This window comes from Phenylobacterium sp., from assembly GCF_025351295.1.
Taxonomy (GTDB): Bacteria; Pseudomonadota; Alphaproteobacteria; order Caulobacterales; family Caulobacteraceae; genus Phenylobacterium.
Genome location: NZ_JANXWD010000067.1, coordinates 1 through 22,841, shown reverse-complemented (window position 1 = coordinate 22,841; position 22,841 = coordinate 1). Strand labels below are relative to the sequence as shown.

Genomic DNA, 22,841 nt, shown 5'->3' with positions numbered 1-22,841 from the left:
CTTGTCATTAAGACAAGGGAGGTCGACATGACGGCAGCCAAAGGCGTGCTCGGCGGCGCGTCCTATATGGTCGGCGCGGCGATTCTGGCCTTCATCGGCTGGGCCGTGATCAAGGGCCTGCTGTTCCTGGGCCATCCGCTGGCGGCCATGGTGGGGATGGCGGTGGTGGCGGGCGGCGGAATTGGCGCGAGTCTCCTGCTGCGCAGCCGCCTGGACGAGGTGGGTCGCAGCGCCGAGCGGTTCGCCTGGTACTGGGGCGGCGGCGGGGCGACCGTGCTGACCATGCTCGCCCTGCTGGTCTACGTCGTGACGGGCGCGCCCTGGCTCGACCTGGTGCTGCATGGCGCCTGGAGCCGGGTGGACCTCATCTGCCTTGGCGCCCTGGGCTTGGCCGCCACGCAGGTCATGGGTTTCGCGCTGGTCGGCGCCGGCTGGTGGCTCCGTCGCCGATGAAGAACCGCCTGAAGGTGCTGCGCGCCGAACGCGACTGGAGCCAGGCCGACCTCGCCGAACGGCTCAGCGTCTCACGCCAGAGCGTCAACGCGCTGGAGACCGGCAAGTACGATCCGAGCCTGCCGCTGGCCTTCCGCATCGCGCGCCTGTTCGGCCTGACGATCGAGCAGGTGTTCGTGGACGAGACCTTTTAAGCCGCTGGCCGCTTGTAGATCGAGCGCACCGGCGTCCCCATCACCCGCCGCATCATCGGAACGAAGGCGTCCAGCGGCATCGACTCATAGGCCGGGTCGAACGAGTTCTGGTCGTAGAGATGGCAGAACTGGGCGGTGTATTCGAAGTCCGGATGGCCACGGAATTCCTCGCGCATGTCGCGGTCCAGGCCGATGTGGTGGAAGAAATAGTAGCCCTGGAAGATGCCATGGTGCTCGACCATCCAGTGGTTCCGCGCCGAGACATAGGGCTTCAGGATCGCCGCCCCCAGTTCCGCGTGACTGGCCGGCAGCAGGATGTCGCCCAGGTCGTGCAACAGGGCGCAGACCACATATTCCTCGTCCTGCCCGGCCCGGTGCGCCCGGCTGGCGGTCTGCAGCGAGTGCTCCAGCCGGTCCACCGCGAACCCGCCGTCGTCGCCGTCCAGCAGCTTCAGGTGCGCCAGGATGCGGTCCACATGCTCGCCGCGGTGCGGTGCGCCGGCCCGGCCGATGGCCGCCCAGTCCTCCGCGGTGCTGTCGACCATGGTGTGGAACTTCGCCCGGTCGAGCGTCTCGCCGTCTGCCATGGGGGGCCTCCTTCTGATCAGGCGGCCATGGTGGGGTCCGCAGGCGATCAGGTCAACGCGCGCGCTCTGAGGGTCAGAACAGCCAGCCGATTTTCGAGACGTCGCCGAACGCGCTCGCATGCAGGTTCAGGATGGCGATGCTGTCGCCGTTGCTGAAGGAAATCACCGCGTGATGGTTGACCTCCGTGACCTTCGGGGCGAACCCGGCCTTGATATAGGCCGAGATATCCAGCAGCTCGCGACCGGAGCCGCCGCTGGCGCCCGCGTCGAGGCCGGGGTCGGGGACCAGGCCACTGCCGGCGACGCCGCCGAGGAGGCTGCCAGGGTCGAAGCCGCCGGGGTCGAAGCTGAAAATGCTGCCAAGATCGGGGCCGGGATCGATGCTGCCGTCGCTGCCCGGATCGACGCCGGCGTCGATGCTGCCGTCGCTGGCGAGATGCGTGCTGGAGCTCGCGCCGAGATCGGTGATGGTGTCCCTGCCGCCGCCCGGCGCGAACCGGAACACGTCGTCGCCGGCGCCGCCCGTGAGGCGGTCGTTGCCCGGACCGCCGGTGATGGTGTCGTTGCCCGCGCCGCCGTCGATGGTGTCGTTGCCGGCCCCGCCGTCGAGCGCATTGGCCCCGGCGTTGCCGGTGATGCGGTTGTTGAGCTCGTTGCCCCAGCCGCGCCAGCCCTTGTCGTCGTCGGTCTCGATGATCAGGTTCTCGACATTGGGCTCGAGGAAGTGCTCGCCGCGGGCGATGACGGTGTCGATGCCCTCGCCGGGCTTTTCGACGATCAGGTCGGAGCCGTTGTCGATGATGTAGACGTCGTTGCCGGTGCCGCCGACCAGGGTGTCCGCGCCGCCCAGGCCGGCCAGGGTGTCGTTGCCGCCATAGGCGTTGATCACATTGCCGTCCGCGTTGCCGACCAGCGACTCGTTGCCGGCGTGGGCCACTTCCGGCGGCGCGACGTAGATCGCCTTGGCGGCGTCCGCCGCGGCCTGCAGCAACGCCCGCTGGTCGGCGGACATGGCGTGGGTGTTCAGCCAGTTCTGCTCCGCCGCCGCGCCGTGGTCGGTGATGGCCGTGGTGGCGACGGTGCCAACCTCGGTGACGTGGGTGGAGTTGTCGTAGCCGATCTGGGCGCCTTTGTTGCCGGTCGACACCACCTTGTCGGAGTCCTGGATCAGCATGTAGGTCTTGTTGTCGCCGTCGAAGGAGACCAGCTCGTTCCGGCTGATGGTGATCCCGTTGGCGCCCTGGACGCGGATGCCGCTGTAGCCGGTGCCGACGATCAGGTTGTCGGCGATCGTCACCCGCTCGTAGTGCAGGGTGCCGACCTGGTCGCGCAGGAAGATCCCCTGGGTGTAGTCGCCGTCCCCCTTCAGGATCACGTTGCCCGAGATGAGGATGTCATGCGAGGCGGTGGTGGTGCCGGACGTCCAGAACTGGATCGCGTCCGGGTGGTCGGTCGGGTTGGGGTTGAAGGTCTCGAAGGTGTTGCCGGTGATGGAGATGTGGCCGACCTCGGCGAAGTCAAAGCCGTCGGAACGCAGGTCGTGGACGTTGTTGCCGGCGATCCTGATGTTGTCGGTCTGGCCGACCGCCAATGCCCGCGCCAGGTCGTGGAACTCGGAGTTGGTGACGGTGATGTTGTCGCTGTCGCGAATCTGCAGGCCCATCACGTCGTTGGCCGCGTTGCCGTCGTCCGACCCGTGGAAGTTCACATGGTCGAAGGTGATGTCGCTGCTGCCCTTGTAGACCTTGAACGCGAAGTAGCCGGCATCGATGGCGATCAGGTCGGGGTGGCTCAGGGTCGCCATCTCGACGCGGCTGAAGGTCACGCCCTGCATGTTCGCCAGGGTGAAGTCGGTGATGATCGCCGGCTTCGACGCGTCCGCCGAGGTGATCGTGATCCCCGACCCGTAGGAGAGGTTGCCGATGCTGAGGCCTGTATAGGTCCCGGTCGCCAGCTTGATGACATCGCCCGCATCCGCGCCCTTGAGGGCGCTGGCCAGCATAGCGGTGCTGCTCACGTTGATAGTCGCCACGCAATTTCCCCTTGTATTTTCCCGTGCGCGGCCGCTCGGGACCCCGTTTTCGAAGAACTCAGGTTTCCGAGATCAGAGCCCATCCTACGAAAAGATGGTTTCAGCCCGATTAACCGTAAGAGACGCCCAATTCGTCTCTGTATAGGCAACTATGACGAGAGTGTGGCAGAGACTAGCGGCCCGCGTTAACGATACAATTGTATGACATTTGTGGATAATTTGCCGCAGCCAACGTTTTCTGCGGCTCATTCCATAGGCAGTACGTCATCGAAGGTCAGAAGGAACTCGGCGCGCCCCAGCTCGCCGTGATACGATTCATTACGGCACAATCCGAAGCGTGACTAGACGACGCGCGCGCATTTGCCGCTGGTATTCGCTCGATCCTCGGGCTGGGCGCTGCCGCCGCCTCGTCCGACCCTTGCGCGCGACCGGGCAGGCGGCTACTGGGGACGCCGCTGGATCGCCGGCTGTAAGACGGACTGCAAACGCCCCCGGCGCTTCATGGCCCGCCCGACCATCCGGCTTAATGTCCAGAGGACTGCGGCCGTAGTTCAGAGGTAGAACGTCAGCTTCCCAAGCTGAATGTCGTGGGTTCGATTCCCACCGGCCGCTCCAGTCCTTCAGCGCGTCAAGGTCCAACCTCAGGACCATTCGGTCGCACTTGGGGCCGTTTGGGGGTTCATGTCGCCGTTGCATTGCCGGCGATCCGCTGTGGCTGCCGGCTGCGATCGGGTGATCGGAATGCTGGATTGGGTCCGCCGGCAGGAGGACCGGCCAGATCGTGATGGGCGGCGGCCGCGCCGGGGGTGGGCGGGTCGGCGCCGCGCGCTAGATCCTTTCCGGTTCAAACGGAATCATTTGAACCGGACAAAAAGGCTCGAAAACAAATGTCTAGAGCACGACGGGCGCTTGAACCGGTATCCACTTCAAGCTGTGGTGCTCTACCGCCGGCGCTGGGTGTATTGGGGCGGCAGCAGGTCGAGGCGGCTGCGCGGGGTGTCGAAATCCTGGCGATAGTCCTGGCGGCTGGTGGTCACGGTGGTGGTGACGTTCCCGAAGCTGAAGGTCTGGGTCTGGTCATTGGACCCCTGCCGACTGGTCAGGTCCGCCCCCGCCTGGGGCCGCCCACCGCCGGCCAGGGTGTCGCGCAGGTCCACGTTGGCCGTGCTGCCGCGCTGCTGCTGCAGGTGTGCGGCCTGATCGCGGTTGGGCGCGGCGGTGACGGTCAGCGCCAGGGCGGGGGTGGCCAGGGCCAACACGCCAAGCGCGATGACGCCCACGGGGAGGACGGGGATGAGCCTGCGCATGTCCAACTCCTAGAACGATCTGGCGAGGCTAGGCCCTTCGCTACCCGAGTCAAACCCCCGCCGGTTAACGCCTCGGCAGGAATGCTGAACGCAGGGTGGAAACCAGCTTCTCCCGATTGGGGGAATGCGGGCGCCATGTTCTCCCGGATGGCGCGGTTGCGGCGAACTCTGACCAGGATATTCCGGCCCAGCCAGCCATCCTGATCCCTGGTTCCTGAGGACTGGGGTCGGGCGGCATGATCAAGGCGTTCAAGCAGCATCCGGAGACGGTGGGCGAGAGCTATCTCGAACACCTGGGCTCGGCCTGGGGCTATGCCGCCACCATGGCGGCCGGCGCGGTGGCCTGCCTGCTGCACGGCCTGTTCCCGTTTGCCTTCCAGGCGTCGGGCAGCCGGCGGATCCGCGAGCTGCACGAACGGATGATCACCCATCGCACCGCGCCCAGGGCGGCGCGGACGGGCCGGGCCGCGCTCGTCCCCGGCCTGCTGGTCGCCGGCCTGCTGACCCTGGCCGCCACCCTGGCCGCCAAGGCCCTGGGCCAGCCGGTGGCGCCCTTCGCCCTGGTGGGCGGCTTCCTGATCGCCGCGCCGCTGGCCGGCCGCTTCGACCTGACGCCAGGTCTGAAGATCGCCGAGCGGCCGCTGCTGCGGGTCGGCGTCGCCTTGCTGGGCCTGCGCATCGCGCTCGGTGACATCGCCGGCCTGGGCGTGCAGACCCTGGCCCTGGTGCTGGGCTGCGTGGCCCTGACCCTGGCGCTGGGGTCCGGCATCGGCCGGCTGTTCGGCCTGCCGCGCGGCTTCGCCATGCTGTCGGCCAGCGCCACGGCGATCTGCGGCGCCTCGGCAGCCATGGCGGTGGCCTCCATCCTGCCCAAGGGCGAGGAGACGGAACGCCAGACCGGCTATGTGGTAGCCGTGGTCGCCACGCTCTCGACCCTGGCGATGCTGGCCTATCCGGTGCTGGCGCGGGTCGCGCACCTCCCGCCGGACGCCACCGCGCTGTTCCTCGGCGCCTCGATCCACGACGTCGCCCAGGTGGCCGGCGCCGGCCAGTCGGTCTCGCCACATGTGGGCGACCTGGCGGTCACCGTGAAGCTGGTGCGGGTGTCGCTGCTGGCCCTGGTGGTCGCCTCGGTGGCTTTCGCGGTGGCCGGGTCGCGTGGCGAGGGGACGGGCCCCAGTCGCGCCATGCTGCTGCCGGGCTTCGTGATCGGCTTCTTCGCCCTGGCCACGGCCCGCACCCTGGGGCTGGTACCCGCCACCATCCTGCCGGCCGCCACCTTCGCCTCGAACCTGCTGATCGGCGCCGGCGTGGTGGCGGTGGGCGCCAAGACCTCGATCAAGGGCCTGCAGTCCATGGGCTGGCGCCCTCTGGCGGCGCTGCTGTGCCAGACGGGGCTGCTGTGCGGGCTGGCGTTCACGGCCGCCCGGATCGTCAGCTGAGCACGCTTTCCCTCCCCTTCATGGGGAGGGCCGACTCGCCGAAGGCGAGCGGGGTGGGGAGCCCGCGGTCAAGCTCAGAGCCTGGACGTGACTTCCCCACCCTGACCGCTTCGCGGTCTGTCCCTCCCCGTGAAGGGGAGGGAAAAGCCCGCCTCACCAGATCTTCACGCGCTGGTCCGGGGCCACATACATCTTGTCGCCGGGCTGGATGTCGAAGGCCTGGTACCAGCCCGGGTTGTTGCGGACGACGCCGTTGACCCGGTAGACGGCCGGCGAGTGCGGGTCGGTGGCCAGGCGCTGTTTCAGCTGCTCGTCGCGGATCCGCTCTCGCCACACCTGGGCCCAGCCCAGGAACACCCGCTGGTCGCCGGTCAGGCCGTCGATCACCGGGGCCGGCTGGCCCTTCAGCGAGGCGTGATAGGCGTCCAGGCCGAGCGACGAGCCGCCCATGTCGCCGATGTTCTCGCCCATGGTCAGCGCGCCCTGCACATGCAGGCCGGGCAGGGGCTCGAAGGCCGAGTACTGGACGCCCAGCCGGTCGCGCTGGACGTTGAACTTGGCGGTGTCCGCGGCGGTCCACCAGTCGCGCAGCGTGCCGTCGCCGTCGGACTTGCGGCCCTGGTCGTCGAAGCCGTGGCTGATCTCGTGGCCGATCACCCCGCCGATACCGCCGTAGTTGATCGCCGGGTCCGCGTCGGGATCGAAGAACGGCGCCTGCAGGATCGCCGCCGGGAACACGATCTCGTTGTTGGGCGGGTTGTAGTAGGCGTTGACGGTCTGCGGGGTCATGCCCCACTCGGTCTTGTCCACCGGGCCGCTCAGCTGCGCCACCTGGCGACGCCACTCGAAGGCGCTGGCCCGCATGGCGTCGCCGTAGAGGTCGTTGGCCTTCAGATCCAGCTTGGCATAGTCGCGCCAGTGGTCGGTGTAGCCGATCTTGACGGTGAACTTGGCCAGCTTCTCCAGCGCGCGGCCCTTGGTTTCCGGGCTCATCCAGTCGAGGTTCTCGATCCGGGCCTTCAGGGCCACGCGGATGTCGCTCACCAGGGCGTCCATCTTGGCCTTCGATTCCGGCGGGAAGTAGCGGGCCACATAGACCCGGCCCACCGACTCCCCGATCGTGTCGTCCATGAAGGCCACGGCCCGCTTCCAGCGCGGCTTCTGCTCCGGCTGGCCGCTGAGCTCATGGCTGCGGAAGGCGAAGTGGGCGTCGACGAAGGGCTTGGACAGATAGGGCGCGGCGCTGTCGGCCAGGTGGAAGGCCTGCCAGGCCTTGAGCGTGTCGAGCGAGGTTTCCCGGTAGATCGCCGCCACCTTCGGGAAGGCGGTGTTGGTGCTCACCACGATCCGGTCCAGCTTCGGCAGCTCGGTGGTCGCCAGGTAGCGGTTCCAGTCGAAGCCCGGCGTGAAGGCGTTCAGCTCGGCCAGGCTCATCGGGTTGTAGGTCTTGTCGCGGTCGCGCCGCTCGACGCGGGTCCAGCTGGCCTCGGCCAGCTTGCTCTCGAAGTCGACGATGGCCTTGGCGTTCTCCGCCGGCTTCGGCCAGCCCGCCAGGGTCAGCATCTGCTGCACATAGGCCAGGTACCTGGTCTTCTTCTCCGCGAACTCCGGCTTCAGGTAGTAGTCGCGGTCGGGCAGGCCCAGCCCGCCGTTGCCCGCCGTCACCGCGTATCGGGTGGTCGCCTTGGAGTCGACGTCGATCCCCACCGGGAAGATCGAGGCGTAACCGGTTTCGTTGGCCTTGCCCATCAGGGCGGTGAAGTCGTCCTTGGTCTTCACCTTGCGGATCTGCGCCAGCTCCGGCGCGATCGGCTTGGCCCCCAGCTTGTCGGCCAGGGCCTCGTCCATATAGGCCTTGTAGCCGGCGGCGAGCTTGGCTGCGTCGAGGTCCGTCAGCTTGCCGGCCGCCGCGTCCTCCAGGATCGCATGCTGGCGATCCTCGGACAGCACCGCCAGCTTGTCGAAATTGCCATAGCGGGTCCGGTCGGCGGGAATCTCGGTGCGCTCGGCCCACTTGCCATTGGCGTATCTGAAGAAGTCGTCGCCGGGTTTTACGCTGCGATCCATGCCGCTCATGTCGAAGCCCCAGGTCCCGTACTTGGGCGAGACCAGCGATACGGCCGCGCCGCCGCCCGGCGTCGCGGCGGCGAACGGGACGGCGGCCGGGGCGGACCTGGCCGGCTGCGCCTGGGCCGCGCCGGCGAAGGCGAGCGCCGCAGCCGCTCCGGCCGACAGCAGGATTTTGCGCGTTTCGGAAATCATCGGTCTCTTCTCGATCAGCAATGTGCGCGGTCCCGACTGGAAACCGCCGCCGGCGCCCAACAAACGGGGAAATTCGATCCCGCGCAACGGCCGAGCGACGAACGGTGTTCGCTCCCTCTGCTCGGCTCGTCGTCGCGGAACGGAGGATCAGGTCCCCAGCAGGCGCCTGTAGGTGCCGCGGATCACGCCGTAGCACTCGCACGTGAGCGTCTCCAGCGCCCGGCGGTCGACGATGTCGACCACGCCGCGGCGATAGCGGATCACGCCCTTTTCCTGCAGCGAGCGGGCGACCGCGGTCACCGTGGTCCGCTGCACGCCCAGCATGTCGGCCAGGAACTCCTGGGTCAGCGCCACGGTGTCGGTGGAGATGCGGTCGTGGCAGGTCAGCAGCCAGCGGCAGAACCGCGCCTCGACCGAATGCAGGGCGTTGCAGGCCACCGACTGGATCGCGTGGCCGTACAGCGCCTCGGTGTGGCGATCGACCAGGTCGCGCAGGCGCGGGCTGTTCTCCCACGCCTTGTGCAGCCGCTCGGCCCCGATCCGCGCGGCGCGGAGCGGCGTCTGGACGATGGCGCGACTCAGCGACTGGCGCGGCGCCACCGCGGCCATCAGCCCCAGCGCCCCCTCTGGCCCGATGGTGGTGCTCTCGATCGCCGCGCCGTTTTTCATCAGGGTCATCAGCGAGATCACCCCGTCATGCGGGAAATAGATCTGCTCGATGGGGTCGCCGGGATCGTAGAGCAGCCGCCCGCGCTCCAGTTCGACCTGGGTGAGATGGGCGGCGAATTGCGCATAGTCCTCAGCCGGGAGCGCTTCCAGCAGGCTGTTTTGCAACGCGGGGACAGGCCTTTGCATCGGGGACTTGAAACGCCGCTCCACGGCTTAGGTTTCAAGTTAGCGACGTCGACCGCAGAAAACTGTCGAGTACTCGACACTCGCGCCAAGTGAATCGCGAATTTGCTTGTAATCCTGATGTGGCGGATTAACTCGGGAGCGGCTTATGACCTTCAGGCATCGCGGAATATTCGGTCCAACTATAGCTAAGCGATCCTTGAGGGTCCGAATCGGATCGAATCAACCTTTGAGAATGAATCGCGACGCCACATCTACTGGCGCCGCGATTCCGCCTCGCCAGCGCCGCCTACTGGAAGTTCAGGTCACGGCGTTCGCCCACATCTGGGATCGTCTTGCTGGCGTTGGCCTTGGCGACCTCAAGGACGTACTTCACCAGCCCGCCGTCCACGAGCCAGACCGCGGCGTCGGCGCTGTCCAGCCGCAGCAGGGTGAGGTTCGGGTCGTCCTTGCCGCCCGGATACCAGGCCGCCACCGAGGCGTTCCAGTATTTGTCGATACGGGCGCGGTCGTGATCCACGCTGAGACGCCCGTCGATGCAGGCATAGACCTCGCGGCTCTGGAAGTGGAACATCGCCTCGGCGCCGCCGCCCGCCGACTCGGCAAGGTCGCTGTCCTTCGAGGTGAAGAACCAGATCCTGTGGGTCTCAGGTTCGCCGAAGGCGGTCATCGGCTGGAAGTGGTGGCTGTCGCCGCTGACGCCCAGCATGCCGGTCCTGTGGTGCTCGATGGCCTTCCAGAGCTTGTGGGCCACGTCGGCCTGGGAGTGGGTCTTGTCGCTCATGGGATGTCCTTTTAATGCGGTGGGACGCCTCCAACCCCGGCCGGCGCGGCCGGTTCCCGCGCTGCGCCCTTGACGCGACCGCCGCCCACCCCAAATCCTCCCTGCAAGCTGGGAGCTGCCCCGATGACCCGTCCGCTGACCGCCGTCCTGGCCGCCGCCGCCCTCGCCGGGCTGGCTGCGGCGCCCGCCTTCGCGGCGCCGCCGCCCAAGGTCAGCATCGGCGACTATGCCCAGCTGAAGACCCCGCTGCCCTATCCCTACGACGAGAAGGCCGACGCCAGCGCCGCGGTCGACCGGGCGATCGCCCGCGCCAAGGCCACCCACAAGCTGGTGCTCATCGACATGGGCGGCAACTGGTGCGGCGACTGCCGGATCCTGGCGGCCACCCTGGAGCTGCCGGAGATGAAGGCGTTCATGGCCCGCCACTACGAGATGGTCAGCGTCGATGTCGGCCGGATGGACAAGAACCTGCAGGTGCCCGCGCGCTACGGCATCACCGAGCGCCTGGAGGGCGTGCCCGCGGTGCTGATCGTCGATCCGCAGACCGGCAGGCAGCTGGTCAGCAAGGCCCAGGTCGCCGATCTGGCCGACGCCCGCCACATGACGCCTCAGGACCTGGCCAACTGGCTGGCGAAGTATACGAGGTAGCGCCCGCCCGCCTCGGTGTTGACGGGCCGGGGCGGCAACCTAGAGTGTGACCCCTGGACGCGGCGGGGCGCTCGTGCCGACCAAGGCAAAGACGGCTGCGAAGACGGATACGGCGCGCGATCGCAAGCGCTTGGCCGTGTTCTGCGACGGGACCTGGAACGACACCCGCATGCCGCACCTGACCAATGTGGCGCGGCTGGCCAAGTGCGTGGAGCCGCGCGGCTGGGACGGCCGCCGGCAGGTGGTGTTCTACGACACCGGCGTGGGCGTCGCGACCGGCGTGTCGCCGTTCGTGGACCAGATGGTCAGCCTGCTTGGCGGGCTGATGGGCAGCGGCCTCGACGACAAGATCGAGAGCGCCTACCGCTTCCTGGTCCTCAACTATGAGCCCGGTGACGAGGTCTTCGTGTTCGGCTTCAGCCGCGGCGCCTATACGGCGCGCAGCCTCTGCGGCCTGATCCGCAAGTGCGGCATCCTGCGGCGCGACTGTTTCCACCTGATCCCCAAGGCCATGGCGATCTATCGGGACAAGGCCGCGGCGCCGGCGAGGCTCCGCGATTTCCGCGCCCAGTACAGCCATCACGACCCGGAGACCGGCCGGCCCATCGCCACCGGCGAGGAGGACTGGCAAGGCGCCCGGGCCTGGGCCGATCGGGCGCTGGAGTTCAAGCCGCGCAGGTCGAAGACCGGGTTCGAGTGGCTGCCGCCCGACCCGCCGCCGCTGGGCATCTACCGGCTGATGTACCTGGGCCTCTGGGACACGGTGGGCTCGATGGGGATCCCGCCGACCATCCCGATCCTGTCGCGGCTGGTGAACCGTCGCTTCGATTTCTACGACCCGGACGCCAGTTCGCTGCTGTTCTCGATCCGCCAGGCCGCGGCCCTGGACGAGGACCGCAAGAGCTTCGACCTGACGGTGGTCCGCAACGTCGACGACCTCAACGCCACCTGGGCGGCGGCCCACGGTCGACAGGTCGCCGACCCGGCGCTGCCCGACTACGTCTCCTACGACGACCGCCCGTTCCAGCAGCGCTGGTTCCCCGGCAACCACAGCGCGGTGGGCGGCGGCGGCCCCGAGTCGCGGCTGTCCAGCGGGACCCTGGTCTGGGTGGCGGTGGGCGCGCTGCGCGCCGGCCTGAAGCTCAACTGGAGCGCGGACTCCGAACTTGGGGCGGCGCTCAGGGACCGCATGCCCTTCGCCCCCTGGCGCTACCGCAAGTCCGGCGGCCGGCAGCAACCCTGGGAGTTCGACTTCGTCGGCTTCCTCACCGGCTATCACGACCGCAAGGGCCCGAAGGTGTGGGACGAGGTGCAGTGGGCGGCCCAGGAGAGGGTCAGGCTGAGCCCGGAGTACCGCCCCGCCGCCCTGGAGCCGCTGACCCACGAACGCGAGCCGACGCCGCGGCACCGCGCCGTGGCGAGGGCCTTGATGGGCGTGCTGTGGGCCGCGGCGCTGGGCGGCGTGGCGTTCGCCCTCCGCCGCTATCTCGCGGGCCTCGCCGAGGCACTCCACATGCCGTCGTAGGATATCGCCATCTGGCGGGCGGTGTCCGGGCGTGATCGGGGCCGCAGTTATCGCTCATCAAGTCGTCGCCTGGGCCCTAATGGCGAACGGTGTTTTCTGGCTTTACCTTTAGTTCGCTGGGCCTATCTTGAATTGAAACGACGAGGCGGGGTGGTCTTATGGTTGTGGCGGTCGACACCCAGGGCGATGCGACGGTGGCCGGCGATGCGACCCTCACCCCGTTCCAGAGCCACTTTGGGCACGAGACCACCCGTTACCTTTGCGGCGCGGCCTATACGGACAGGACCTTTCGGTCAGCAGTCCTGGCCCGCAGCCGCGAGACCTTCAGGGCGAAGGCGCCCGAGGTCGGCGTGGACGTGGCCTTGGTCACCGGCCACTGCCGGCGCGCCGAGCGGTCGAAGATGGTCCGCGACCTGGTGATCTGCGCGCCTTCGGCGATGGTGGCGGTCCTGGTCGCCACAAGGCTTGGCATGGGCGGCCTCGAGGTTGTGCCGATCGGCTGGATCGCCGCCGGCTGGCTCGTCGCCACCGTCGTAGCCGCTGTCGAGGCCTTTAGCCTTGACGGGGTGATGCGCCGGAAGCTCACTCGGGAGGCGTTCCACCGTCAGGCGATCGCGCCGGCCGTCGCCAGCGCCGAGAACGTGGTGGTCTATTCGGGCTTTCTGCCGTTCGTGGGCGCGGGATCCGACCTGGGCGGGTGGTCGTTCGCGATGGACCTGGAGCGCGGCAAGCAGGGTCTGGCCAGTCAGACACCGCAGCCCTTCGAACTGGCCGACCTCTATCGCCACGTCAGCGACGCCTTCGTCGGGCTGAAGATTCCGAGCCTCAGACTCAGCCGGAAACTCTTCGTCGGGGCCGCGACGAGGTTTTGGAGACTCTACAGCAGGTCCTCAGCGCCCTCGGAGCTCACGGCGCGGCTCTGCCGGACAAGGTCACCGCCGACGCCCTCGTGGAGCGGATTGCGACGGAGGCCGCCCGCGAAGCGCCCGACAAGCTCACCATCAAGAGCTTCCTCGCAAACCTTGCCGACGAGGTGAAGTCCGTCGCGTCGATCGCCGGGACCGTGACGGCGCTGGCAGGTTCGATCGCCAGCCTCTTTATCTGACGGCCCGGTAGACCACCGTCCCGTCCACCACCGTCAGCACGGCGTGCGCCTTGGGGATCGCCGCCTCGGGGACGGTCATCAGGTCGACCGAGAAGGCCGAGAAGTCCGCGCGCTTGCCGACCTCGATGGTCCCCAGGTCGTTCTCCGCGAAGCGCGCATAGGCCGCCGATGAGGTGAACAGCTTCAGCGCCTCCGTCCGCGACAGCTTCTGCTCCGGATGCCAGTCGGGAGCGGAGAAGCCCTGCAGGTCCTTGCGCGCCACGGCGGCGTAGAACTCGATCAGCGGGTCGCCGCGCTCCACCGGCGCATCGGTGCCGCCGACCACCAGGGCGCCGGAGTTCAGCAGGCTGTTCCAGGCATAGGCCCCGGCCAGCCGGTTCTCGCCCAGGCGCGAGGGGGCGAAATGCAGGTCGCCGATCGCGTGGCTGGGCTGCATCGAGGCGATCACCCCGAGCTTGGCGAACCGCGGGATGTCGGCCACCCGCAGGATCTGCGAATGCTCGATCCGCCAGCGCAACGCGGGGCCGCCCTCGGTCGCGTACAGGTCCAGCACATTGGCGTTGCCGCGGTCGCCGATGGCGTGGGTGGCGACCTGGATGCCGGCCGCCTTGGCCTGGCGCATCGCCGCGCGCATAACCTCCGGCGGGGTCCGCACCAGACCGCTCGTGCCCGGCGAGTCCGAGTAGGGCGCGAACAGCGCCGCGCCGCGGGAGCCCAGGGCGCCATCCTCATAGAGCTTGATCGCCCGGGTGGTGATCCGCCCGTCGGCCGTGGCTCGCGGCCCGCCGGCGAACAGCGGCCCGGCCTGGTCGGCCTCTACGGCGTTATAGACCCGCAGCGGCGCCTGACCGGCCTTGTCCAGCTCTTCCAGCAGGCCCACGTCGGCCCAGTCGACGCTCATGGCGTGGACGCCGGTCCAGCCGTAGGCGGTCTCGACCTTGAACGCCGCGGCGAAGGCGGCGCGCCGGTCGGCCTCGGTGGGCGGTCGCTCCAGCTTCCGGACCAGGGCCATGGCGTTGTCCACCAGCATCCCGGTCAGCCGGCCGTCGGCGCCCTTCAGGATCGCGCCGCCGGACGGCGCCGCGGTGTTCTCGTCGATGCCGGCCGCCTTCAGCGCAGCGGTGTTGGCGATCAGGGCGTGGCCGTCGGCGCGGACCAGCAGCAGCGGCTGGTCCGGCGCGATCGGGTCGATGTCGCTGCGGTCCAGGAACCGGCCCTCGGGCCACCCGGTCTCGATCCAGCCACGCCCGATCACTGTGCCGTCCGGCTTGTGCGCCGCCAGATAGGCCTTCACCCGCGCCGTGGCCTCCGCCGCCGATTTCGAGCCTTCCAGGTTGAGGGTCAGCTCCCGCTCCCCGATGCCGCGCAGGTGCGCATGGCTGTCGGTGAAGCCGGGGAAGAGCGCCGCGCCCTTCAGGTCGATGACCTGGGTCTTCGGCCCGACCTGCGCCCTGGCCCCGGCCCGGGACCCGGCATAGGCGATCCGCCCCCTGGAGACCGCCACGGCTTCCACCTTGCCGGCCTTGGCCCCGGTGTAGACCGGCCCGCCCCAGATCACGAGATCGGCCGGCGCGGCGTTCGCGGCTGTGGCGAGGAGGACGGCGGCGAGGGCGGGCAGGACGAGGCGCTTCATCCGGCCAAGCTAGCGCGCCAGCCGGATTCCGCTAGTGCGAGCCCTCGCCGCTCATCACGTGGTCGTAGACCGCCTTGGCCGTGCCGGCGACCGTGGTGGCGGCGGTGCGCAGCGCCGTCTCGCCGACATAGGTCTCCGCCGCCTCGGAGAGCCGCAACAGCTCGTCCGCGATCTCAGCCAGCTTCAGATAGACGTCCCTGTCGTTCATGCGGCCCTATTACGCCGCTTCGCCGACGCGCACGACCGCGGCCGACGCCATGTCGACCGCCGTCCCACCGGGCCTAGTAGCCGTGGACGATGACGTTGGCGATCAGCCCGGTGGCCAGGGCCATCAGCACGAAATTACCGTCCGCATAGACCCAGCGGTAGCCGCGCGGCGCCTGCGCCAGGCCATAGTAGTAGGGGTCCTGGACATAGTAGCCGCGGTAGGCCGAGGGCACATAGCCGCCGCGCCGCCATGCCTGGCCGCGATGGGTCGGATAGTAGCCGTAGCCCGGCGCGTACCAGAAGCCCGGCCGCGCGCCGCGGAAGGTCCGCCATTCGGCCCGGTCGCGATAGGTCTCGGCCCGGCCGCGGTCATAGCGCAGCTCGCGCCGGTCGCCGCGCACCTCGGCGCGGTCGCGGCCCAGCTCGCGGGCTTCGCGGCCGTCCACATGGCGGCCGGCGTCGCGGCGGTCGTCGTGCAGCTCGCGCTGGTCCTGGCGCAGTTCGTGGCGGTCGTCGCGCCGGTCGCCGGGCTGGGCGGAGGCGGCCATCGGCGCGGCGAGGGTGGCCAGGGCGACGGCGGCATGGAGCAGGTGTTTCATCGGGGTCCTTCCGGGAACGTCCCTTCGGCCGTCATCTGAGCGCAGCCGAGCTGAACCCTTCCTGAACCCCCGTCGGCAGGTTCGGTTCATCCGCCGCGGCGCGGCGCCGGCCGACCATCACGAACAGCCCGCCCTCGTGGCCCAGGCTGCCCATCCAGCCGATCTGCGCCAGCCAGCGCTCCGGCGCCCAGGCGTCGGGCTCGGCGGCGAACAGGTCGTCCGGCTCCTCGCCGTGCACCTGGGCCGAGGGATAGGCGCGGACGAAGGCCACGTCGTTGGCGCGGAACCAGCGCAGCACTTCGCCGACGGTATGCCGGTGCTCCTCCGGGTGCCGGTACTGGTCGCGCAGCCAGGCCTCGCGCCGCTCGGGCTCGCTGGCCCGGTCGCGCAGCACCGGGTCGAACGGGATCCACCGATAGCCGCTGAGCTTCGCCGCCACCCGCCGCAGCCGCAGCGGAATCCGCGCCACCGAATTGTAGAGCCCCAGCACGATCATCCCGCCCGGTCGGGCCAGCCGCGCCACCCGGGCGAAGGCGGCGCGGGGGTCCGGAGTGTGGTGCAGTACGCCCGAGCAATAGACCACGTCGAACGCCCCCTCATGCAGGCCCGGGCGGAACAGGTCGCTCTCGATGAACCGGGCCCGGGGCAGCTCGAACCGCCGTCGCGCCGCCTCGGCCAGCCGCAGCGAGGCCATCGTCAGGTCGGCGCCCACCACCACCCGGTCCGCGCGCGCCAGGTACAGGCTCATCTGCCCCGTCCCGCAGCCCACCTCGACGATCCGTGCATCCCCCGGGATCGCCCGGTCCAGCAGCTGCGCGAACGCGCTCCGCTCGGCCCGCGCTCGCAGCCACGCCAGGCTGTCGCGCGGCGGATAGCCGGGAAACGGCGCGACCTCGTAGAACGCCCGCACCGTCTCGGTCCGCGCGTCGGCCGTGGCCCGCAGCCGCAGCACGCCGGCGTCTTCGGCGTAGGTCTCGCCACAGCTCTGGCACGTGACGCCGTCCAGCGCGCCGCCACAGGCCGGGCAGGCGATGAGCTCGGAGAAGAGATTCAAGGCAAGGCTTGGGGGCGTGCAGCGCCCCCTCCGCCCCTTCGGGGTCCCCCTCCCCCGCAAGCGTGTGAGGAACAGCGCCGATCCGGTTCCTCCCCGGCGCCAACGGGGGACGGGGACCTGAAGGGTGGAGGGGGCGCTGGCGTGCGCACAGCCTAGAAGATCGCGTAGATGAACGGGGCCAGGGCTTCCACGCCGGCCGCCAGCACCAGGATCGCCCCGGTCAGGCACAGGAACACCGCCAGCGGCGCGATCCAGCGCCGCGAGCCGCCGCCCTTCCACAGGCCCCGCGCCAGGTCCGACGCCGATCCGGCCATGCTGGAGAACACGATCAACTGGCGCTGGATGCGGCCGCGCTTCTTCATGCCTCGATCTCCATCCCGGCCGCCTCGGCCGGCGTCCACACCCGCTTGGCCACCCGCTCGCTACCCGCCACCAGCACGTCGATCCCGCAGCGCCGGAAGGTGGAATAGCCCTCGACCACCCGGTTGACGATCGGCTCGCCGGCCAGGTTGAACGAGGTGTTCAGCAGCACCGGCACGCCGGTCAGCGTCCCGTAGGCGACCAGCAGGTCGTAGAGCCTGGGCGCCATCTCGCGCGGCAGCGCCTGCAGCCGCGCCGTCCCGTCCACATGGGTCACCGCCGCCAGCGCCGAGCGCCACTGCGGCTTCACCGGGAACACCCCGGACATGAACCGCGCCAGGCCCGCGCCGCCGGGCGGAAGCTCGAAATAGGCGCCCGCCTGCTCGACCGGCACGACCGGGGCGAAGGGGCGGAACTCCTCGCGGTACTTGATGTCGCGGTTCAGCCGGTCGCGGGTCTGCGCCGAATGCGGCGCGGCCAGGATCGAGCGGTGGCCCAGCGCGCGCGGCCCCAGCTCCGAGGCGCCGTCCATCCAGCCGAGGATCCGGCCGGCCGCCAGGTCGGCCGCGGTGCGCGCGATCAGCTCGGCCTCGCCCAGCGTCTCGACCGCCAGCCCGTCCTCGTCGGCGATCCGCGCCAGTTCGCCGGCCTCCAGGCTCGGCCCCCAGAACGGGTGGTCCGGGAAGGCCCGGTCCGGATTGCCGAAGTGCACCCGGTCCGCATAGAGCGCCGCGCCCAGGGCGCAGCCCGCATCCCCCGGCGCCGGCGGCACGAACAGGCGTTCGAAGCCGCTTTCCCGCAGGATCCGCGCGTTGGCCACGCCGTTCAGCGCCACCCCGCCGCCCAGGCACAGGTCGCTGAGCCCGGTCTCGCGATGCAGCGCCGCGGTCAGGTCGATCAGCACCTCCTCCAGCACCAGCTGCACGCTGGCGGCGATGTCGGCATAGCGCTGCCCGGCCTCGGTGGTCAGGTCGATGGGGTCCCACGCCGCGCGCGGCGGCCCGAAGGCATCCACGAACGTCTGCGAATAGGATCGCGCCACCGTGGTGTGGAACTCGAAATACCCGAGATCCAGGCTGAACGCCCCGTCGGCGGTCCGGCGGATGGTCTTGCGCACCTGCTCGGCGAAGCGCGGCGCGCCGTAGGATGCCAAGCCCATCACCTTGTACTCGCCCTCGTTCACCGCGAAGCCGAGGTAGGCGGTGAAGGTCGAATAGAGCATCCCCAGCGAATGCGGCCAGCGCACCTCGCGCAGCAGTTCGATGGCGGTCGCCCCGCCCGGCGTCCGCCGGCCGCGCCCGACGGTCAGGGTCGCCCACTCGCCGACCCCGTCGGTGGTCAGGATCGCCGCCTCGGTCGTCGGCGCGGTCAGGAAGGCGGCGGCCGCATGGCTCTGGTGATGCTCGGTGAACAGGATCTTCTTGCGGCTGACCCCCAGGTGCGCCTGGATCAGTCCGCGCACCCAGATCTTCTCGCCCAGCGAATTCTTCATGGCATGGGTGAACGCGCCGCGGCCCTGTGGCCAGGCCCTGAGCGCCGTCGTCAGGATGCGGTCGAACTTCAGCATCGGCCGCTCGTAGAACACCACCGCGTCCAGGTCCTCGGCCTCGATCCCGCCGGCCTCCAGGCACCATTCGATGGCCTGCAGCGGGAAGGCGGCGTCATTCTTGCGCCGCGACAGCCGCTCTTCCTGGACGGCCGCGACCGGCAGGCCGTCGACCACCAGGGCCGCGGCGCTGTCGTGGTAGTGCGCGGAGATCCCGAGGATCTTCATGGCTAGTACTGCCGGTCCAGGCGGCCGTTGCGCTCGGGCGCCACCGCACTCCAGCCCGCCGCCTCCTTCTCGGCCGCGCGCCGCGCGTGGAAGGCGAACAGCGGCAGGACGATGAAGTACTGCAGGGTCAGGACGATAGCCCCGATCAGGCCGGCCAGCCCGCTGGCCAGCCGCAGGTAGGCCTTCCAGAACCGTCGCAGCCGCGCCATCCAGATGCGCCGCCGGGCCCCCTTTGGCGCCACCCGATCCAGCTGCGCCCGCGTGTAGGTCATGTGGAAGGTCTCGTCGTGCAGCACGTTCTCGAACACCGTTCGGGTCGGCGGGTCGGCGCCGAGCACGGCGATGTAGTTGGCGAACTCCCGCGCCGCCGAGGCCTCCGACAGGTGCAGGAAAGCCAGCAGCGCGGCGTCACCCTCCTCCTCGACGCGCAGGTCGTCCAGCCCTCGCTCGCCGGGCGTCAGCCAGTTGGCTGCTATGCCCGAGGCGGTGTCGCGGGGCAGGGTGCGGATCAGCGCCAGGCCCCGGCTGCGGAACAGGTCGGCGTGGCGCTGCTCGTCCAGGGCGTGCTTCAGGAACAGTTTGCGCAGCACCGGGTCGCGGGTGACCTCGGCCGCCCGCACCAGGTCGCGGCCGCCGTCGGCCTCCACCTCGGCGAACCGCAGCAGGTTTTCCGCCCGCCGCCTGGGGTCGCGCCAGATCAGCCAATGAACCGCCGACAGTGCAGACAGCATCAACTTGCGCCTCACCAAGGGCTCAGGGCTACTACCCGCATGGAGGAAGCGCCAGTTGCCGTTCCGTCTTCGTCGTCTCGCCGCCGAGGCTATCATAGCCGCGTCGGGCGCCGCCTGCCTGCTGGGCGCCGCCCTGGCCACCCCGGCGTGGTTCGAACATCACATCCTGCCAGAGTTCCTGCATCCCCGTCCCGGCCAGCTGCAGGCGCTGGCGGCGCTCCGCGTCACCGCCGCCGCGGCGGGCCTGCTGCTGATCCTGGTCGTCCGCCCGTGGGCGGGTCGTCTGGTCGAGCGCAAGTCCCTGCGCGGCCTCGCCGTCGCCGTGGGCCCCAGCCTGCTGGCCGCGGTGCTGGCAGTGGGCGCCGCCGAGCTGATCCTGGACTCCATGACCTGGCGCTCTCGCGAACAGTCGCCGCCGATGTATGAGCCGCGCCGCGTCCGCGACCTTACCTTCGGCTGGCGTCAGCTGCCCGACCGCACCGGCTACGGCGTTACCGGCGGCCGGCGCGTGCGCTACGACTTCGACGTCCACGGCTACCGGGTGCGCCGGCTCGACCGGCCGGTCGACCTGGCCGCGCCAACCATCGTCTTCGCCGGCGAGTCGATCCTCCAGGGCCACGGGCTGAACTATGACGAGACCGCCCCCGCCCAGGTCGCGGCCATGACCGGGGTGCAGGCCGCGAACATCGCGGTCGGCGGCTACGCCACCGATCAGGTCTATCTGCTGGTCCGGCACGAGCTGCCGAAATTCCGCCAGCCGGTCGCCGTGGTGACGATCTTCATGCCCGGCCTGTTCCACCGCAACATGGACACAGACCGGCCGCACCTGACCCGAGGCCTGGTCTGGACCCCGCCAAGGCGCCAGCCGCGGCTGCTGGAGATCTTCGGCCGTGTCGCGCCCTATCGCTCCGACCGCGATATCGACGCGGGCGTGGCCGCCACCCAGCAGGCCCTGGGCGGGATCGTCGCCCTGGCCCGCGCCCGGGGCGCCGTGCCACTGATCCTGGTGCCGCAGATCGGGCCGGAGACCAATGAGGAGCGGGCCATTCGCCATCGGGTCCTGGACGCGGCGCGGCTGCCCTATGTGACGGCGCCGATGCCGGCGGCGTGGCTCCTGCCGAACAACCGTCACCCGGACGCCCGCGGCGCCCGCGTCTTGGCGCTCGCCGTGGCCGCCTATCTCGAACACCACCAAGACCGCGACCTCGCTCCACCCACGCCGTTGATGCCCCGCGCGGCGCGGGCGGTTCAATCGACGCCGGCCCCCGCCGCGGTCGGATAGGCCGGGGCCAGGTGCAGATCCGCGTCCGCGACCCCACCGCGATCCGCGCCCTGGCCGCCCAGGCCCTTACCCTGGCGCTGGCCGCCGCCCTGATCGCCTTCGCCGTTCTCGCCGACCGGGCCTGGCTCTACCGCCACACCTTGCCGGAATTCTTCCAGCCCCGCGCCGACCAGCTCCGCACCCTCGCCATCGTCCGCACCCTGGCGGGGAGCCTGGCCGCGATCCTGCTGCTGGTCGTGCGGCCCCGCTTCGGACGGCTGATGGCGCGCAAGCGGTTCGGCGACCTGGCCGCCGACCTCGCCCCCACCGCGGCCGCCATCGTCCTGGCCCTGGTCGCCAGCGAGCTGATCCTGGAACACCTGCCCTGGCGGCTCACCCACCAGGCGCCGGGCCAGCGCGAGCCGCTGCGCCGCCGCGACCCCTATCTGGGCTGGAGCTACGTGCCCAACCACGCCGGGCAGGGTGTCCTCGGCGGGCGGGCCGTGGACTACGCCTTCGACGCCGCCGGCCACCGCATCCGCCGCGCCGGCGAGGCGGTGGACTATGGCGCCCCCAGTATCCTGTTCCTGGGCGAGTCGATCATGGCCGGCCACGGCCTGACCTGGTCGGAGTCGATCCCGGCCCAGGTCCAGGCGGCCACCGGCCTGCAGGGCGCGGACCTCGCCGTGGGCGGCTACGCCACCGACCAGCAATACCTGCGGCTCAAGGCCGAGCTTCCGCGGTTCCGCCAGCCCAGGGCCGTGGTCTTCCTGTTCATGCCGGCGCTCTATCACCGCAACCTCGACACCGACCGGCCGCATCTGGTCCCCGGCCTGGCGTGGCGACCGTCGGCGTCGGACCTTCGCCTGCGCCAGCTGGCCAGCCGGCTCGTCCCCTATCGCTCGGCGCGCGAGCTGGCCGACGGCGAGGCCATGACCGCCCAGACGCTGGCCGCGGCCGTCGACCTGGCCCGGGCGCGCGGCGCGGTTCCCCTGATCCTCGTCCCCCAACTTACCCCCGAGACGGCGGAGGAGGCGGCCCTGCGCCGGCGTTTGCTCGACGCCCGGCGGCTGCCCTATCTGCAGGTGGCCGTGGACCCGGCGTTCCACATCCCCCACGACCGCCACCCCGACCCCCGGGGCGCCCGGGCGATCGCCGGGGCGGTCACCGCCTGGCTTCGGCGTCAAGGTGTCGCGCCGCCCGTGGCGCGGGGATTGCAGGAAACCGCTCCGGCAGCGCTTGCAACTGGGCGCCGCCCCAGGACGTAATCCCTTCGCGCGCATGAGTATCAACTCAGTTCGACTGTCCGATCTGCTCCGGGCCAGCGCTCCTCGCGGAGCGCCGGTCGAGCTGCTGCTCGATTCCTGGTCCGAGGTGGAGGACGCGGTGCTGGCCGATATCGGCCGCGCCCGCGAGGACTTCAGCGCCGCCTCCGACGCCCTGCCGTCCATCGCCGGCGCGATCACCGACCGCCGCGCCCTGGCCGTCGCGGTGATGAACGCCCGCGGTGAGGTCTGTTTCGCCGACCCGGCCTATCGCGCGCTGTTCCCCGAATCCTCGGACCTGCGTCCCCTTTTGAAACGCGCCCTGCGCGAAGGTCCCGTGGTGAGCCTGGTGGAGGGCGCCGCCGGCGCGGCCTTCACGGCCTGGGTGGGCGCCGCCGCCGCCGCCGCCCGCTGGCCCCTGGGCCCCGACGCCGCCGCGGCGCTGCGGGGCGGGCCCGAGCGGCTGGTGGTGGTGGTCAGCGCCCCCTCGCGCTCGTCCGAGCTGGCGCGCCGCGCCGCCCGCGCCCTGGACCTCACCGCGCTGGAGGCCCGGCTGGCCGAGGCGCTGCTGTTCGCTCCCAACCTGGACGTCGCCGCCGCCGACGCCGGGGTCGGCCGCGAGACCGCCCGCGACGCGCTGCGGCGCATCAACGCCAAGGCCGGCGTTCGTCGCACGCCGGAACTGGTCGCCCGGCTGATCGGCATCATGTGCGCCGCCCAGACCGAGCCCGGCGGCGACGAACTGCTGGCCGAGACCGCCTTTGGC

The 22,841-nt window shown here is 70.2% G+C and carries 22 protein-coding genes and 1 tRNA gene; 10 read left to right on the top strand and 13 right to left on the bottom strand.

Annotation, left to right across the window (positions count from 1 at the left end):
• Nucleotides 1-27: 27 nt before the first annotated feature.
• The gene (locus Q0R13_RS10290) at nucleotides 28-453 is read left to right on the top strand and encodes a hypothetical protein (RefSeq protein WP_293903378.1); all 426 of its coding nucleotides are present in this window, start codon (nucleotides 28-30) and stop codon (nucleotides 451-453) included.
• Nucleotides 450-647 carry a helix-turn-helix transcriptional regulator gene (locus Q0R13_RS10285; protein ID WP_293903375.1) on the top strand — a complete coding sequence of 66 codons (198 nt, stop codon included), beginning with the start codon at nucleotides 450-452 and terminating at the stop codon, nucleotides 645-647. Before Q0R13_RS10290 ends, Q0R13_RS10285 begins: the two co-directional genes overlap by 4 nt.
• Here the strand turns inward: Q0R13_RS10285 and Q0R13_RS10280 are convergent.
• A complete protein-coding gene (locus Q0R13_RS10280; RefSeq protein ID WP_293903373.1) occupies nucleotides 644-1,234 on the bottom strand; it encodes an HD domain-containing protein in 591 nt (196 codons plus the stop codon). The two genes, Q0R13_RS10285 and Q0R13_RS10280, sit on opposite strands and share 4 nt — an antisense overlap.
• 73 nt (nucleotides 1,235-1,307) lie before the next feature.
• Nucleotides 1,308-3,251: a right-handed parallel beta-helix repeat-containing protein gene (locus tag Q0R13_RS10275; protein WP_293903370.1), complete on the bottom strand. Its 1,944-nt coding sequence runs from the start codon at nucleotides 3,249-3,251 to the stop codon at nucleotides 1,308-1,310.
• A 555-nt stretch (nucleotides 3,252-3,806) separates the two neighbouring features.
• Between Q0R13_RS10275 and Q0R13_RS10270 the strand changes: the two genes are divergently transcribed.
• Nucleotides 3,807-3,881 (top strand) — tRNA-Gly (locus Q0R13_RS10270).
• Between the two features lie 326 nt (nucleotides 3,882-4,207).
• On the opposite strand, the gene Q0R13_RS10265 is transcribed toward Q0R13_RS10270, so the two are convergent.
• Nucleotides 4,208-4,573 (bottom strand): hypothetical protein, encoded by a 366-nt coding sequence (locus Q0R13_RS10265; RefSeq protein ID WP_293903367.1) that lies wholly within the window; start codon nucleotides 4,571-4,573, stop codon nucleotides 4,208-4,210.
• Nucleotides 4,574-4,809: 236 nt separating this feature from the next.
• Between Q0R13_RS10265 and Q0R13_RS10260 the strand changes: the two genes are divergently transcribed.
• Nucleotides 4,810-6,015 (top strand): putative sulfate exporter family transporter, encoded by a 1,206-nt coding sequence (locus Q0R13_RS10260; protein WP_293903364.1) that lies wholly within the window; start codon nucleotides 4,810-4,812, stop codon nucleotides 6,013-6,015.
• Between the two features lie 153 nt (nucleotides 6,016-6,168).
• On the opposite strand, the gene Q0R13_RS10255 is transcribed toward Q0R13_RS10260, so the two are convergent.
• The 3 genes from Q0R13_RS10255 to Q0R13_RS10245 form a co-directional block, all read right to left on the bottom strand.
• Complete coding sequence (locus Q0R13_RS10255) at nucleotides 6,169-8,277, bottom strand: M13-type metalloendopeptidase (RefSeq protein ID WP_293903361.1); 2,109 nt, start codon at nucleotides 8,275-8,277, stop codon at nucleotides 6,169-6,171.
• Nucleotides 8,278-8,424: 147 nt separating this feature from the next.
• Nucleotides 8,425-9,132 (bottom strand): Crp/Fnr family transcriptional regulator, encoded by a 708-nt coding sequence (locus tag Q0R13_RS10250; protein WP_293903357.1) that lies wholly within the window; start codon nucleotides 9,130-9,132, stop codon nucleotides 8,425-8,427.
• Nucleotides 9,133-9,418: 286 nt separating this feature from the next.
• Nucleotides 9,419-9,913, bottom strand: coding sequence for a pyridoxamine 5'-phosphate oxidase family protein (locus tag Q0R13_RS10245; protein WP_293903354.1), 495 nt, complete (start codon nucleotides 9,911-9,913; stop codon nucleotides 9,419-9,421).
• A gap of 123 nt (nucleotides 9,914-10,036) precedes the next feature.
• On the opposite strand from Q0R13_RS10245, the gene Q0R13_RS10240 reads away from it, so the two are divergent.
• The 3 genes from Q0R13_RS10240 to Q0R13_RS10230 all read left to right on the top strand — a co-directional run bounded on the left by Q0R13_RS10240 (nucleotide 10,037) and on the right by Q0R13_RS10230 (nucleotide 13,123).
• On the top strand, nucleotides 10,037-10,561 hold the full coding sequence (locus Q0R13_RS10240; RefSeq protein ID WP_293903351.1) for a thioredoxin family protein: 525 nt from the start codon (nucleotides 10,037-10,039) through the stop codon (nucleotides 10,559-10,561).
• Between the two features lie 73 nt (nucleotides 10,562-10,634).
• Nucleotides 10,635-12,086: a DUF2235 domain-containing protein gene (locus tag Q0R13_RS10235; protein WP_293903348.1), complete on the top strand. Its 1,452-nt coding sequence runs from the start codon at nucleotides 10,635-10,637 to the stop codon at nucleotides 12,084-12,086.
• A gap of 158 nt (nucleotides 12,087-12,244) precedes the next feature.
• Nucleotides 12,245-13,123 (top strand): hypothetical protein, encoded by an 879-nt coding sequence (locus Q0R13_RS10230; RefSeq protein ID WP_293903345.1) that lies wholly within the window; start codon nucleotides 12,245-12,247, stop codon nucleotides 13,121-13,123.
• A gap of 60 nt (nucleotides 13,124-13,183) precedes the next feature.
• Here the strand turns inward: Q0R13_RS10230 and Q0R13_RS10225 are convergent, their stop codons facing one another.
• The 7 genes from Q0R13_RS10225 to Q0R13_RS10195 form a co-directional block, all read right to left on the bottom strand.
• Nucleotides 13,184-14,824 carry an amidohydrolase gene (locus tag Q0R13_RS10225; protein ID WP_293903342.1) on the bottom strand — a complete coding sequence of 547 codons (1,641 nt, stop codon included), beginning with the start codon at nucleotides 14,822-14,824 and terminating at the stop codon, nucleotides 13,184-13,186.
• 31 nt (nucleotides 14,825-14,855) lie between these two features.
• Complete coding sequence (locus Q0R13_RS10220; protein WP_293903339.1) at nucleotides 14,856-15,032, bottom strand: hypothetical protein; 177 nt, start codon at nucleotides 15,030-15,032, stop codon at nucleotides 14,856-14,858.
• Between the two features lie 73 nt (nucleotides 15,033-15,105).
• Nucleotides 15,106-15,630, bottom strand: coding sequence for an RcnB family protein (locus tag Q0R13_RS10215; protein ID WP_293903336.1), 525 nt, complete (start codon nucleotides 15,628-15,630; stop codon nucleotides 15,106-15,108).
• 31 nt (nucleotides 15,631-15,661) lie between these two features.
• A complete protein-coding gene (locus Q0R13_RS10210; protein ID WP_293903333.1) occupies nucleotides 15,662-16,684 on the bottom strand; it encodes a bifunctional 2-polyprenyl-6-hydroxyphenol methylase/3-demethylubiquinol 3-O-methyltransferase UbiG in 1,023 nt (340 codons plus the stop codon).
• A gap of 152 nt (nucleotides 16,685-16,836) precedes the next feature.
• Nucleotides 16,837-17,046 (bottom strand): DUF5989 family protein, encoded by a 210-nt coding sequence (locus tag Q0R13_RS10205; protein WP_293903330.1) that lies wholly within the window; start codon nucleotides 17,044-17,046, stop codon nucleotides 16,837-16,839.
• The gene (locus tag Q0R13_RS10200) at nucleotides 17,043-18,818 is read right to left on the bottom strand and encodes a carbamoyltransferase N-terminal domain-containing protein (RefSeq protein ID WP_293903327.1); all 1,776 of its coding nucleotides are present in this window, start codon (nucleotides 18,816-18,818) and stop codon (nucleotides 17,043-17,045) included. The genes Q0R13_RS10205 and Q0R13_RS10200 overlap by 4 nt, the downstream gene beginning before the upstream one ends.
• 2 nt (nucleotides 18,819-18,820) lie before the next feature.
• The gene (locus Q0R13_RS10195; RefSeq protein WP_293903324.1) at nucleotides 18,821-19,549 is read right to left on the bottom strand and encodes a ferritin-like domain-containing protein; all 729 of its coding nucleotides are present in this window, start codon (nucleotides 19,547-19,549) and stop codon (nucleotides 18,821-18,823) included.
• A gap of 55 nt (nucleotides 19,550-19,604) precedes the next feature.
• Here Q0R13_RS10195 and Q0R13_RS10190 point away from each other — a divergent pair, with 55 nt between their 5' ends.
• The 3 genes from Q0R13_RS10190 to Q0R13_RS10180 form a co-directional block, all read left to right on the top strand.
• Nucleotides 19,605-20,831, top strand: coding sequence for a hypothetical protein (locus tag Q0R13_RS10190; protein ID WP_293903321.1), 1,227 nt, complete (start codon nucleotides 19,605-19,607; stop codon nucleotides 20,829-20,831).
• Between the two features lie 11 nt (nucleotides 20,832-20,842).
• A complete protein-coding gene (locus Q0R13_RS10185) occupies nucleotides 20,843-22,078 on the top strand; it encodes a hypothetical protein (RefSeq protein ID WP_293903318.1) in 1,236 nt (411 codons plus the stop codon).
• Between the two features lie 13 nt (nucleotides 22,079-22,091).
• On the top strand, nucleotides 22,092-22,841 hold a 750-nt coding region (locus Q0R13_RS10180), incomplete at its 3' end, for a hypothetical protein (protein ID WP_293903315.1).